Source organism: Micromonospora marina (genome assembly GCF_900091565.1).
Taxonomy (GTDB): Bacteria; Actinomycetota; Actinomycetes; order Mycobacteriales; family Micromonosporaceae; genus Micromonospora; species Micromonospora marina.
Genome location: NZ_FMCV01000006.1, coordinates 110838 through 125012 on the forward strand (window position 1 = coordinate 110838; position 14175 = coordinate 125012).

The following is a 14175-nucleotide window of genomic DNA, read 5'->3' on the forward strand; positions in this document are numbered from 1 at the left end:
GGACAGGTCCTGATGGAATCCAGCAAGCCCAGCCAGATCGTCAAGGGTGTCGTCGAAGCCGCCGTCGAGAAGGTCGGCGACGCGCTGACTCCGGACGTGCCGGGCGCTCCCGGCAGCGCACCGCCGTCGCTGGAGGAGCCGACCACGCCGCACGGGCCGCTGCCGCCCAAGGACGAGCAGGGCGCGCCGGACACCCGGACCCCGACCGGCGCCGAAACCGGCGTACCCAAGATCGCCAAGGGGCAGCAGGGCGCCTACCTCACCACCGCCAACGGGGCGCGGCTGCGGGACACCGACCACTCGCTGAAGGCCGGTCCGCGCGGCCCGGTCCTGCTCCAGGACCACCACCTGCGCGAGAAGATCACCCACTTCGACCACGAGCGGATCCCGGAGCGGGTGGTGCACGCCCGGGGCGCGGGCGCGCACGGCACGTTCGTCGCGTACGGCACCGCCGAGGAGGTGACCCGGGCCGGGTTCCTGAAGAAGGGCCGCGAGACGCCGGTCTTCGTCCGCTTCTCCACCGTGCTGGGCTCGCGCGGGTCGGCCGACACGGTCCGCGACACCCGCGGCTTCGCCACCAAGTTCTACACCGACGAGGGCACGTTCGACCTGGTCGCCAACAACATCCCGGTGTTCTTCATCCAGGACGCGATCAAGTTCCCGGACGTCATCCACGCCGGCAAGCCGCACCCGGACCGGGAGATCCCGCAGGCGCAGAGCGCGCACGACACGTTCTGGGACTTCGTCTCGCTGCACACCGAGGCGCAGCACCACACCATCTGGAACATGTCCGACCGGGGCATCCCGCGGTCCTACCGGACCATGGAGGGCTTCGGCGTGCACACGTTCCGCCTGGTCGACGAGGCCGGTGCGACGGTACTGGTCAAGTTCCACTGGAAGCCGAAGCTGGGCGTGCACTCCCTGACCTGGGAAGAGGCCCAGATGATCGGCGGCATGGACCCGGACTACCACCGCCGCGACCTGTACGACGCGATCGAGGCCGGCGCGTACCCGGAGTGGGAGCTGGGCATCCAGGTCTTCCCGGACACTCCGGAGGAGACGTTCGCCGGGATCGACCTGCTCGACCCGACGAAGATCGTGCCGGAGGAGCTGGCGCCGGTGCAGCCGATCGGCAAGCTCACCCTGAACAAGACGCCGACCAACTACTTCGCCGAGGTCGAGCAGGTGGCGTTCCACGTCGGGCACCTGCCGCCGGGCATCGACGTCACGAACGACCCGCTGATGCAGGGCCGGCTGTTCTCGTACGTGGACACGCAGCTCACCCGTCTGGGCGGACCGAACTTCACCCAGATCCCGATCAACCGGCCGCACGCCGACGTCAACGACATGCTGCGTGACGGCTTCCACCAGCACGCGGTGCACGCGGGCGTGGCGCCGTACCGGCCGAACTCGCTCGACGGCGGCAACCCGTTCCCGGCCGGTGACCGGGAGCACGCGTTCGTGGACACGCCGGTGACGGTGGCCGAGGCGCCGAAGGTCCGGGCCTCACCGGCCTCCTTCGACGACCACTACAGCCAGGTACGCCTGTTCTGGCAGAGCATGTCGCCGGTGGAGAAGGAGCACATCATCCGGGCGTACACGTTCGAGCTGGGCAAGTGCTACCACCAGGTGATCAAGGAGCGGCAGCTCCAGTGCCTGGCCAACGTCGACCCGGTGCTGTGCGAGCAGGTCGCGACCGGCCTGGGCCTGCCCGTGCCGCAGCCCACCGTGCCGCTCGCGGAGGTGCAGCCCAGCCCGGCGCTGTCCCAGGTCGGCCGGGAGTGGCCGGCCGACGGCCGGATGGTCGGCATCGTGGTCGACGCCCAGGGCGACCTGGGCGACGTGCACGAGGTGCGCCGGGCGGTGTTCGACGCCGGCATGGTGCCGCTGCTGATCGCCGCGCACGGCGGCACCGTCGACGGGCTGCCGGTGCAGCGCACGTTCGCCACCGGCCGCTCGGTCGAGTTCGACGCGGTGCTGCTGGCCGGCGCGCCGGCCCCGGCACCGGACGCGGTGCCGGCCCGCGACGCCAAGGCGGGCGCGCCGGGCTCGGCCACCGTCGACCCGCGGGTGCTGCTGCTGGTCGAGGAGGCGTGGCGGCACGCCAAGGTGATCGGCGCCTGGGGCGCGGGCGCCGAGGTGCTGCACCAGGCCGGTGTGACGGGCACGCCGGGCGTGGTGACCGGTGCCGCCGGGGCCGAGGTGCTCACCGAGGTGCAGCGGCTGATGGCGGCGCACCGGGTCTGGGAGAGGTTCCCGGCCTCGGTCGCCTGATCTGCGAGTCGTACGTGGGGCGGTCCCGGACGGGGCCGCCCCACGCTGTGCGTACGCCCGGCCGCAGCCAGTCGGTGCGGTCGTACTCCCAGGTCAGGTCAGCGCCGACCTGGTGCAGCCGTCCGTCGACGAACACCGCGTTCTCGGTCGCGCCGGTGCCGTCGGTCCACGTGCCGCCGAGCTGGATCGACCGTCGCGTCAGCGGCCCCGCTTGGCGCGGCAGATCTCCACCGGCACCGCCGGGGCGCCGTCGACCGGAGCCGGGTCCTCAGCGGTGGGCGCGATGCCGGCCGCCGAGATCCGGTCCAGCGTGGCCAGCCCGGCCGCGTCGACCTGACCGAACACTGTGTAGTTGGGGCGCAGCGCCGAGTCGGCCTGCACCAGGAAGAACTGGCTGCCGTTGGTGTCCGGACCGGCGTTGGCCATGGCGAGTGTGCCACGCGCGTACAGGCGGCGCACGCCGGTCGGGTCGGTCGGCGCGGGCGGCAGGTCGGTGGGCAGCTCGTCGCGGTACCGGTAGCCCGGACCGCCCGAGCCGGTGCCGGACGGGTCGCCGCACTGGAGGACCGTGAGCGTCGGGTACGCGGTGAGCCGGTGGCAGGGCGTCCGGTCGTAGAAGCGCTCGCGGACCAGGTGCAGGAAGCTCTGCACCGTGCAGGGCGCCTGCTCGCGGTCCAGCGTCAGCCCGATCGGCCCCTGGTTGGTGCGCAGCGTGACCCGCACCGTGCCCCGGTCCGGCGTCCGCTGCGGGTCCGGCGGCAGCGGCACCGGACGGGCGGCCGGCTCGTCCGGCGTGGGCGTGTACGCGCAGGGCCCCTTGGTCGGCGCGGGGTCGGCGGCGGGCGCCGCGGTCGCGGCGACACCTGCGGCGGCGACGATCGTCGCGGCGGCCACGCTCACCCCGGCGAGGCGGGCCAGCAGGGGTAATGCGGCGTGCGTTCGGGTTTCGCTCGACACGGTGGTCCTCCCGGGACTCGTGGCATCAGAACGACCGGAGTCTATGTATCGGGTCACCTGATGTCGACGCCGCCCACACCGCGAGAGCGATTCCCGGCACGACATCATCACGCTCAGTGAGAATGCCGTCCGATGCGCCCGTTAGGCCGCTTAGATGACAACCATTCGTGATCGTCGTTGACATCTCTGCGAATGCGTCGATAGGTTAATTGCCATCCAACAAGCGCCGGCGCGAAAAGAACGGGGATAATCGCCAGCCGGACGAAGGCATTGGCTTCGGCGACCACAGCCGTCCGCGCCGCCGCGCGGCACCGTGGCCGCCTCGACCGCGTCACGCCCTCCCCCGCCACGTAGAAGTACCTGGCGAGGAGGCCGTCATCACTGCCCTAGCGCAGTCCGACGCCACCCTCACCGCATTGCCGAAAATGCACGCCCCGTTTGGTCGTGCGCAATTTCGGTCGCCTACCCATGCCGTTTTCGCAGCCGTGCGCCAACGGTAGTTCACCCTGCCCGGAAATAGCCGGGAACGCCGAGGAGATTAGATGCAGAAACGTCGTTCCATAACGGTGGCGGCTGTTCTCGCCACCGTCGCGTCGGCCTGGCTGGCACCGCCCGCCGCCCCCGCACAGGCCGCCGCGCCGGACGGCACCACGAGCCTCACCCCGGTGGTGTCACCACGCTCCGGCGACACGGTGCAGCTGTTCGACACGCCACGCCGGGCGAACCGGACGTTCCTCGCCCAGGGAGCGGCACCGACAGTGCCCAAGGGCACCGGGCCGGTCCGCAACGCCACCCAGGTTCCGTTCTCGATTAGCGACCGGCTCCAAGCGAAGGTCAACGTCGGTTCGGGGAACCTGCTCCTCACCAGCACCGAGCTGACCCTGCCGGGCGTCGCGGGCAACGTGACCATCGGCGCGGCATTCAACAGCCTCCTGGTCGGCACGGACCTCCCCCAGGGCGCCCACGGCCCCGGCTGGCGTACGCGCGCCGGAGTGGACGTCCGGCTGGTCAAGGCCGACGACGGTTCGGTCACGTACGCCGCCGCCGACGGCGTGGTCGGCAAGTTCACGGTGCTCGGGTCGGGCTACAAGACGCCGGTGGAGTTCAAGGGGGTCCTCGCCAAGGACGGCACCGGCTGGAAGCTCACCGAGCACGGCGGGAAGCGGCTCTACTTCGACTCGGCCGGCCTGCTGACCAAGACGCTCGACCGCAACGACAACGCCACCACCTACACCTATGCCAGCGGCAAGCTGAGCAAGGTCACCTCGGACCGGGGCAACGGCACGGTCCGTTCGGCGGTGCCGACCTACACCGGAAACCAGATCACCAAGTATCGGCAGACCGGCGACGACGGCGCCTGGCGTGAAGTGTCCTACCAGTACGACTCGGCGAGCCGGCTCACCACCATCCAGTCGGCCACCTGGCGCAAGGTGCTGTTCGACTACAACAGCGCCGGCGACCTGGTGAAGATCACCGCGATGGACAACTCGTTCACCACCTTCACCTACGACGGCCAGCACCGCGTCACCTCGGTCACCCAGGTCACGAACGTCCCGACCATGAGCGGTTCCACCACCCGGTTCGCGTACCCGACGTCCTCCCAGACGCTCGTCGCGGACGCGCGCCAGGATCTCGGCCAGTCAGTGGCGTCGGTGCCGCACCTCACCTATGACCTCAACAGCGACAAGAAGGTCACGAAGGTCACCGACACCGCCAACAACGAACGGGAGACCTCCTACACCCCCTTCGGGGACGTGGCCGGCACCGTCTCGCCGGAGGGCGGCACCGTCGCCAACACGTACGGCGCCAACAGCGGGGAGTCGCTGACCAAGTCGGTCTCGCCCACCGGGGCGAGCGCGTCCGCCGCGTACGCCGGGGTGGCCTCCTCGACGAACCCCACCGCGAACTTTCAGCCCAGCTCGTCGATCGACACCCAGAACAACGGCTCCACGTACACCTACAACGGCGCCGGGAACCGTACGTCGGCCAAGGACGCTCTGGCCGCCGAGGCGAAGGTGGACTACAACTCGGACGGCACCGTCAAGTCGTCGACCGACCCCGGTAACGGCACCAACGCCACCACCTACACCTACGACACGCACAAGCAGGTCACCAAGCTCACCCCGCCCACCGGCAATGGGCTCGTCGCGAAGACGTTCACCTACGACAACTTCGGCCGGCTGAAGACGGTGAACGACGGGTGCGTCACCACGTACGAGTACAGCCTCGACGACCGGATCACCAAGGTGTCGCACTCCGGTTGCGGCACCGCGGGCGAGGTGTCGTTCGAGCACGGGGGCTCGGGCAACCTGATCAAGCGCATCGATGCCACCGGCGTCACCACCTTCCTGTACGACACCCTCAACCGGCTGCGGCAGCGGACCACACCGACCGAGACGCTGTCCTACGTGCCCGACGCCGTCGGCAACCTGGTCAAGCTCACCGACGGCCGGGGCACCACGCAGTACTACTACAACGCGCGCAACCTGCTCGTGCGCATGGACACCGCCGGGGGCACCCGCTACAACTTCCTGTACGACAAGAACGGCAACCGGACGACCACCTACTTCGCCACGGACGAGACGAACAGCGCCTGGGCGATGAAGACGACCACCACCTACGACAAGTCGGACCGTCCGCTGCGGATCACCACGAAACGCTTCTCCAGCAGTCCGGCCACCGTCTCGGACATCACCTACTGCTACGCCCGGTACGTCTCCGGCCAGGGATGCTCGACCGCCAAGACCGACGACACCGGCCTGCGCCAATGGCAGAAGGACGAGGCGACCGGCACCGTCAGCCAGTTCAGCTACGACAAGGGCAACCGGCTGACCAAGGCCACGAACATCGGCGGCAAGACCTACGAGTACGCCTACGACACGAACGGCAGCCGTACCACGGTGAAGGTCGACGGCAGCACCACCCAGTCGCTGACCTTCAACTCCGCGAACCAGATCACCTCGGCCAACAACACCTACGACGGCCGGGGCAGCCAGACCAAGAGCAGCGCTCCGGCCGTCACCACGATGGGTTACAACGGCCTGAAGCAGATGACCACCGCCGGAGCCGGCAGCTACGCCTATGCCGGCGCCGACCAGGTCGAGCTGACCACCGGAAACGGCACCACGATGGTGTACGGCCAGGAGGATCAGTACGGCGTGCCCGCGCTCCAGTCCTACCGCAACGGCACCGGAACCGTCTTCGTCGAGCGCGACGGGATCGGTTCGCTGCTCGGGCTGCGCATCAACAACCGCGACTACGCCTACGTCCTCGACGGACAGGGCTCCCCGATCGCCGTGATCGGGTCGGACGGCACCACTGTCGCCACGTACCGGTACGACCCCTACGGCGCTATCACCGGCTCGGACGAGTACTACCTCGGGCAGACGAACATCCTGCGCTTCGCCGGTGGCGTCTACGACGCCAGCACCCGCTACACGAAGTTCGGCCAGCGCTGGTACAACGCCGCCCACGGCCGGTTCACCCAGCAGGACAGCCTGAGCTTCATCGGCAACCCGGCGAACGGCAACCGGTACGCATACGCCGGCGACAACCCGATCGGCAACATCGACCCGACCGGGCAGGACAGCGAGAGCATCGGCTTCGAGATCTGCTACGTGCTCTGCGCCGGCCTGGCCTACGAGTGGGACGACGAGGGCAACCAGGGCGTCACCGGAACCATCGGCACCGGCGCCGGCGCCTCGGCCTCCTACCAGCAGGGCAGTGGACAGGTGGAGGACGGCGGCGGCGTGTACGGCCAGTGCTCCCTCGGCGGTTTCAGCGCCGGAGCGGAGGTCGACTGGCAGGGCGAGTCGGACTACAACGGCGGCGTCGGCAGCGGCGGAACGGGTTGCTCGACGGGCTTCCAGGGAACCTACGCCTTCTGACCCACGACGTGAGGACTGACATGGACCTGCTCGCCGCCACGATCGCTGCCCGCTCACCTCTGCCCGCGCCGGTGCTCGCCGGATTCTTCGTCCTGGTGGCGCTGCTGCTCGTTCTCGTCGTCTACCTGCGGAGCCGCCGCCGGTAGGCGTCACGGCCCGGACGGCCGGCCGGTCTTTCGACCGGCCGGCCATTCGCGCGGTCCGGCCGGGAAAGTAGGTTGCCGCGCCGGGTGGTGTGGGAGAGGGTGACCGGCATGACGTTCTGACGGATCGCATCCCCGCCCGCAGGCCCCTTGCCGCCTGCCGTCTCCCGCCTCTCTTCCGCAGAAACGAGCGTCTGTGTCCGCGTACCCCTCCGGGCGGGCCGTCGTGCCCGCCACCGTCTCCGTCTTCTCCTCCCCCGGCAGCTGGATCGAGTCCGCCGCGCTCGACCAGTGCCACCAGGTCGCCGCCCTGGACGGCATGGCGCACGTCGCCGCGATGCCGGACCTGCACCCCGGCAAGGGCGCGCCGATCGGCGCCGCGATGTCCTCCACCGTGCTCTACCCGTTCCTGGTCGGCTCCGACATCGGGTGCGGCATCGCGGTGTTCCCGATCGCGCTGCGCCGGGTCGTACCGGAACGGCTCGCCGCCCGGTTCCCCGACCTGGACCGGGCGCTCGACCCGGACGCCGACGACCCGGCCTGGTCGGTGCTGGACGGCGAGATCCCGGCCGGTCACCTCGACGGGCTCGGCACGGTCGGGCGCGGCAACCACTTCGTCGAGCTGGCCCGCGTCGGGCCGGTCCTCGCGCCGGAGCACGCCGCACGGCTCGGGCTGGACGTCGGTGACCTGGTGCTCGTGGTGCACTCCGGGTCACGCGGCCTGGGCGAGCGGATCCTGCGCGAGCACACCGGGACGCACGGCGCCGGTCCCGCGCCCGACCCGGACGCCTACCTGGCCCGGCACGACGCGGCCGTGCGGTGGGGTTCGCTCAACCGGCGGCTGCTGGCCGCACGCGTCGCGTACGCGCTCGGTGCCGAACCCACCGAGCCGGTCGTCGACCAGTGCCACAACCTGGTCGAGATCCGCGACGGGCGCTACCTGCACCGCAAGGGCGCGGCACCGGGCGACGGCCGGGACGTGCTGATCGCCGGCACCCGTGGCACACCCTCCTACCTGGTGACGGCGCACGCCGGGCCGGATGCCGGCTACTCGGTGGCGCACGGCGCCGGGCGCAAGATGTCCCGCGCCGACGCGCTGCGCCGCGGCCGGGCCAAGCACACGGTCGAGGAGCTGCGCCGGACGCCTGTGGGCTCGGTCGTGGTGTGCGGCGACCGGCAGTTGCTGTTCGAGGAGGCGCCCACCGCGTACAAGCGCATCGAGCAGGTGATCGGCGATCTGGTGGCGCACGACCTCGCTACGCCGATCGCCACCACGGTTCCGCTGGTCACCTACAAGACGCCGGACGTGGGCCGCCGCGACGAGCGCCGGAAGGACCGCCGGTGACCGAGCTGCTGCTGTCCGCCGGGCGCGGACCGGCCGAGTGCGCGTGGGCGCTGGCCCGGCTGCTGGCCCGCCTGGAGAGTGCGGCGGCCCGGCGGGGCCTGCGTACCGAACGGGTCGAGACGGTGCCCGGCGACCGGGCCGGCACCTACCGGTCGGTGCTGGTCCGGATCACCGGTGCGGGGGCGGAGCCGTTCGCGGCCGGGTGGACCGGCACGCTCTGCTGGCAGGCACCCAGCCCGTACCGGACGGGGCACGGACGGAAGAACTGGTACGTCACCGCGCGGACGTGCCGGACCGACGTGATGATCACGCCGTTCCACGAGGCCGACGTCGATTTCGTGCCGTGCCGCACCGGCGGGCCGGGCGGCCAGCACCGCAACAAGGCCAGCACCGCCGTCCGGGCCATGCACCGCCCGTCGGGCCGGACCGTCGTGGTCGACACCGAACGGTACCTGCACCTCAATCGCCGTATCGCCGTCGAGCTGCTGCGGCAGCGGATCGCCGCCGACGACGAGGCGGCCCGGCGCGCGGGTGTCGACGCCCGCCGGCGGATCCACGACGAGCTGGTCCGCGGCGACCCGGTACGGGTGGAGCGGCCGTAGATCGGGCCCGACCGGCCCTCACCCGACGAAGACGCAGTACGGGTGGACGGTCGGGTCGGCGTACACCCGCAGCACCACCTGGCACCGCCGCAGGCCCGGCGCGTCGGCCATCGTCACCACCTCCGGCCTGCTCTTGCCCCGGCGGTCCCGCCCCAATCCGCCGCCGGTGACCGGCCCGGCTACCGTGGGCGCGGCGCCCGGGACCGCCGAGGTGCGACGCGTGAGGAGGACGGATGCGACGGAGCCAGCGCTTCCGCGCCGTGGTCGGCGGGTCGACGTTCCGGCCCTACCGGTGACCGGGGTGCGCCTGCACGTCGGCTGCGCCATGTGGACGCACAAGTCCTGGTCCGGCCGATTCCTGCCGCATCCGCTGCCCGCCCACGAGCGGCTACGCGCGTACGCCGCGTGGTGCGACGCCGTGGAGGGCAACACGACGTTCTACGCGACCCCGGCCCGGGAGACGGTGGCGTCCTGGGCCGAGCAGACCGATCCCGGCTTCCGTTTCCTGCCGAAACTGCCGAAGGTGGTCACCCACGAACGCCGGCTCGCCGGCGGCGAGCCGGAACTGCGGGCGTTCCTGCACGCCATGGAGCCGCTCGGTCCGCGGGCGGACACGCTCTGGATCCAGTTGCCCGGCTCGTTCGGCCCCGGTGACGTGCCCGGCCTCGACCGGTTCCTGCGCACGCTGCCCGCCGGTCACAGGTACGCCGTCGAGGTCCGCCACCCCGCCTTCTTCACCGAGGCCGGTGCGGTCCGCGAGCTGGAGGCGACGCTGCACCGGGCCGGCGCGGAGTGGATCCCGTTCGACACCACCGCGTTCTTCCGGACGCCGCCGACCAGCGACGCGGAGCGGGAGGCGTGGACGCGCAAACCGCGCCTGCCGCTGCGTACCCGGGCGCTGACCGACCGGCCGATCGTGCGCTACCTCGGCCGGGACGACCCCGGCCGCACCGTCGAGGGCTGGCAGCCGTGGCTGGACGTGGTCACCGGCTGGCTGCGGGAGGGCCGCTCGCCGATCGTGTTCGTGCACACGCCGGACAACGCGGACGCGCCCGAGCTGGCCCGCCGCTTCCACGACCAGGTCCGCGAGCGGGTTCCCGGGCTCGCGCCACTACCCGAGCCGGAGCCGGTCGGCCCGGCCACGCTGTTCTGAGCCCAGTGCGGGTTCGACCGCGTGTGACGGTCGGACTGGTCGCCGGGCGACGCGCCGGACGGTCACCTGACCTCCGACTTCCTGGTCAACGACGTGTCCGACAGCGACCGCCGTCGGCCATGTCCCCCGGCGCACCCGCAGACGCGACCCATCCGGGGGCGAGCGGACGACCCGGACAGCGGCGATATTGCACTTTCGGCCCGGGCAGACGGGATATTCCCGGCACTTGCCGGGCCGCAGTGCAAGATCGCGGAGAGCGGGCGAGGGCGGGGCAGGGGCGGGGCGGGCGGGGGTGTGTGCCGGCGCCGGACGGCGTGGTCGTCCGCGTCGGCGCGACCGGTCTGTGCCGCAGTGACTGGCACGGCTGGTAGGGCCACGACCCGGACATCCGCCCGCCGCACGTACCGGGGCACGAGTTCGCCGGTGTCGTCGTGGCGGCCGGCGGGGACGTCCACGGTCCGTCCCTGAGACGGGCACGGGCCGGCCCGGCGCCGGGAGCCCCGGCGCGGACCGGCCCGCGCGGCCGTTCGGTCAGTCGGTGACGGTCACCGTGACGGTACGGGGCGGCTGCTGGTACTGCCCCCGGTTGTCCATGCCGCGGATCGTCACCGTGTACGTACCGGCCGGGACCACCGGTGACGTGTACGCGAAGTTCGACCCCGGCGAGCCCGGGCTGGTGAGGAACGTGCCGATCCACGGCCAGCTGGTCGGCGCGCCCGCGCGGCCGAAGGTGCCGGCCGAGTTCATGCCCTGCCCGGCGCTGTTGCCGATCTGCACCTCGACCTTCTGCATCCCGCCGTCGTCGACGGCCCGGCCGGTGATCACGATCCGGCCGCCGGTGTACGCCTGACCCTCGACCGGCGTGATGCTCGGCTCCAGCGTCGGGTCGGTGTCGCCGGGGTAGACCAGGTAGCGGGCGGTGGCGCCGCTGGTCGAGTTGTCCTGCTGACCCGCGGTGTCCACGGCCCACGCCTCGACGTTGTACGTGCCCCGGGTGGGCAGGTCGATCGGGAGCGTGAACGCGGTGCTGGTCGCGCCGGGCGCGGCGAGCGTCGCGTCGACCGTGGCGAACGCGGCGGCCATGGTGCCGTCGGGCTGCACGTACCGGCCGGTGTCCAGGTCGCGCAGCGCGATCCGGACCGCCTGGACTCCCTTGTCGTCGGTGGCGGTGCCGGCCAGGTCCAGGTGCAGCTGGTCGATGTCCTGGTTGGTGCCGGTGAAGCTGAGCAGCCCGTTCGGGAAGGCGTCACCCGGTACCTGGGCGGTGACGGTGAGCCGGCCCATGTTGGTGCTGGACGTGGTCAGGCCGAGCTTGTCGGTGGCCCGTACCCGGAAGTCGTAGACGCCGGGGGTGAGCGGCACCGTGGTGAACGACCAGTCGAACGTCGCGGCGTCGAGGTTGATCGGGGAGATCCGGTGGTAGCCGGCGACCGAGTCGGCGCCCCACGTGCCGTCGCTGGCGAGCGCCTCGCGGGTGGTGTTGTTGCGCAGGTAGATCTCGACCGACTTCAGGGCGTCGTCGTCGTTAGCCGTCCCGGCGAACGTGACCGCGCCGCCGGGCGCGACGGTGAACGGCACGGCGTTGCCCGGCGGGGTCATCGCCGCCGGCGAGGTGATCGCCACGGTCGGCGGTACGCCGTTGGCCGAGACGGTCCAGTCGCGGGTGTCGCCGCGCAGGTCGCTCTGCCCGGTCGTGTCGACGGCGGTGGCGGTCATCCTCCACTGTCCCTCGACCGGCAGCGTGACCTCGTACTGCCAGGTGGCGGACGTCGCGCCGATCACGTCCGGCTCGCCGCGGAAGGTGTTGTAGACGGCGGCGACGGTGCCGTCGTCCTGGAGGTACCGGTTGTCGGGCGTGCGGAACGAGTAGATCAGCGAGTTGACGCCCTTGTCGTCGGTGGCGGTGCCGGAGGCCACGAACGTCTGGGTGGCGAGCAGGCCGGCCGACGGCGCGCTGATCCGGGTCGACGGCGGCAGGTCGTCGAAGCGGAACGCCTCGATCTTCTTGACCGCCTTGGTGGTGTCGCCGGCTCCCTTGCTGTCGAACGTCTTCGCCTGCAACTGGTAGACGCCGGCCGGCAGCGTCACCGGCAGGCTCCACGTGGTGGAGGTGGCGTTCGGCGCGGCCACCGTCGTGTTGATCGCCTTGAACGCGCCCCAGGTGGTCAGGTCGGCCTGGAGGTACCTGCCGCTGTTGCGGTCCTGGATCTCCAGCTGGACGCGGGCCACGCCGGCCGGGGCGAGCGCCTGGCCGCTGATCGTGAACGACTCGCCGGCCGGTTTCACAGCGCCTTCGATCGGCGTGGTGACGGTGGTGTCCAGCGCCGCGGGCGCGGGCTGCTTGGAGAGGTCGAAGAAGGCGACCCGGCCGGTGGTCTTGCCGCCCTTGACGTTGCCGTCACCGCCGACGAGCAGGCCGCGCGAGGTGGCGAGCATCGCCTTCTCGCCCTCGTACGAGTTGGAGCCGGGGTTCCACTCCAGCGCGGTGCCGGTGAGCGGGTCCAGCGCGCCGAGGTGGTCGCGGCGAACCACCTGGTCGCCCAGGCCGTAGCCGCTGAGCCCCTGGCCGGTGCCGTAGCCGACGTTGTCCAGGCCGGGCCACGGCACGTTCGAGGTGGGCGACTCCTGCCAGCTGAAGTGCCCGCCGACGTAGACGGCGGTGTCGGTGATCGCGACCGAGTAGATGCTGTCGAAGTGCCGGGAGATCCAGAGCGGCTCGACGTGGTCGTTTCCGGTCAGCGGGTACGCGATGGCGGTGTCGTTGATCGGCGGGCGGTCGCCGCCGGAGCCGCTGGTGACCACGAAGTACGAGTCGTCCGGCGCGATGTCACCGGCGAAGACGCGCTGGATGCCGCCGACGAAGGAGAGGTTGTCCTCCCACAGCCGGGTACGCCACGGCAGCAGCGCCTTGCTCGCCGTACCGATGAGCGCCACGCCGTAGCGGTCCTGGCCGCCGATCTGGCGGCCGGTGTGCACGACGAGCAGCTTGCTGCGGTCGTGGGTGAGCTTGAGCTGCTGCACGGTGAGCATGCCGCCGACGCCGATGCCGCCGGTGACCGGCAGGTTGAATCCGGTGTCGACGGCGCCGGTGGTGGGATTGAGCGCGGCCAGGCCACTGCGGCCGACCCCGTTGACGGTGGCGAACTGGCCGCCGACGTAGACGGCGTTGCCGCTCACGGCGAGCGCGGTGGCCCGCGCGTTGGCGGTGGCGGTGAACGCGGCGACCGGCGCGCCGGTGGCCGGGCTCAGCCGGGCGATCTTGCGCTTGGTGACGCCGTTGATCGTGTTGAACGAGCCGGCGATGTAGAGCGACGAGCCGTCCGGCGACGCCTCCACCGCGGCGACCGCGCCGTCGATGACCGGCTTGAACCCGGTGTCCACCTTGCCGGTGTCCAGGTTGTACGACGCCAGGGACCGCTGCGCGATCGCGGATCCGCCGACGTTGGCGATCGAGGTGAACGTGCCGGCGATGAAGACCCGGTTGCCGATCACCTCGATGTCGGTGATCTCGCCGTTGGTGATCCGCGGCGTGTCGGTGCGGGGCGTGGTCGGCATCAGCCGGGTGTCCCCGGGGGTCACCAGCGCACGGGTCGCGGTGGTACGCGCGGCGCCGAGCGCGGCGCTGCTTCCCGTCGCCTGTGCGCCGGTGAGGCCGGCCACACCGGCCTCCCGCACGGTGACGGTGGCGGCCACCGCCGGCACTCCCGCCACCACTGTCGCGCCGGCGGCGACGGCCGCCACCGCGCGAAGCCAAACTCGCATCGAGACAACTCTCCCTGTCCGCCGGGACGGCCCCCTCGGGTGATTCCCGAGT

General features: G+C 71.5%; 9 protein-coding genes. 6 read left to right on the forward strand and 3 right to left on the reverse strand.

Annotation, left to right across the window (positions count from 1 at the left end; translation table 11 throughout):
* The first annotated feature begins 12 nt into the window (after positions 1-12).
* Entirely contained in the window at positions 13-2274 is a 2262-nt protein-coding gene (locus tag GA0070215_RS10385) for a catalase (protein ID WP_091044547.1), read from the forward strand.
* Here GA0070215_RS10385 and GA0070215_RS10390 read toward each other — a convergent pair.
* Positions 2207-2497, reverse strand: coding sequence for a DUF2804 family protein (locus GA0070215_RS10390; RefSeq protein WP_341844975.1), 291 nt, complete (start codon positions 2495-2497; stop codon positions 2207-2209). The genes GA0070215_RS10385 and GA0070215_RS10390 overlap by 68 nt on opposite strands.
* Entirely contained in the window at positions 2473-3231 is a 759-nt protein-coding gene (locus GA0070215_RS10395) for a peptidylprolyl isomerase (RefSeq protein ID WP_091044554.1), read from the reverse strand. Before GA0070215_RS10395 ends, GA0070215_RS10390 begins: the two co-directional genes overlap by 25 nt.
* 542 nt (positions 3232-3773) lie before the next feature.
* On the opposite strand from GA0070215_RS10395, the gene GA0070215_RS10400 reads away from it, so the two are divergent.
* From GA0070215_RS10400 to GA0070215_RS10415, 5 genes are all read left to right on the forward strand, one after another.
* A complete protein-coding gene (locus tag GA0070215_RS10400; RefSeq protein ID WP_091044558.1) occupies positions 3774-7118 on the forward strand; it encodes an RHS repeat-associated core domain-containing protein in 3345 nt (1114 codons plus the stop codon).
* A gap of 8 nt (positions 7119-7126) precedes the next feature.
* Positions 7127-7264 carry a hypothetical protein gene (locus GA0070215_RS28415; RefSeq protein WP_167361505.1) on the forward strand — a complete coding sequence of 46 codons (138 nt, stop codon included), beginning with the start codon at positions 7127-7129 and terminating at the stop codon, positions 7262-7264.
* A 193-nt stretch (positions 7265-7457) separates the two neighbouring features.
* Complete coding sequence (locus tag GA0070215_RS10405; protein ID WP_091044561.1) at positions 7458-8606, forward strand: RNA ligase RtcB family protein; 1149 nt, start codon at positions 7458-7460, stop codon at positions 8604-8606.
* A complete protein-coding gene (prfH, locus tag GA0070215_RS10410) occupies positions 8603-9208 on the forward strand; it encodes a peptide chain release factor H (RefSeq protein WP_091044565.1) in 606 nt (201 codons plus the stop codon). Before GA0070215_RS10405 ends, prfH begins: the two co-directional genes overlap by 4 nt.
* 325 nt (positions 9209-9533) lie before the next feature.
* Positions 9534-10361 carry a DUF72 domain-containing protein gene (locus GA0070215_RS10415; protein WP_091044825.1) on the forward strand — a complete coding sequence of 276 codons (828 nt, stop codon included), beginning with the start codon at positions 9534-9536 and terminating at the stop codon, positions 10359-10361.
* A gap of 531 nt (positions 10362-10892) precedes the next feature.
* Here the strand turns inward: GA0070215_RS10415 and GA0070215_RS10425 are convergent.
* Positions 10893-14123: an Ig-like domain-containing protein gene (locus GA0070215_RS10425; protein ID WP_091044568.1), complete on the reverse strand. Its 3231-nt coding sequence runs from the start codon at positions 14121-14123 to the stop codon at positions 10893-10895.
* Between the last annotated feature and the right edge of the window lie 52 nt (positions 14124-14175).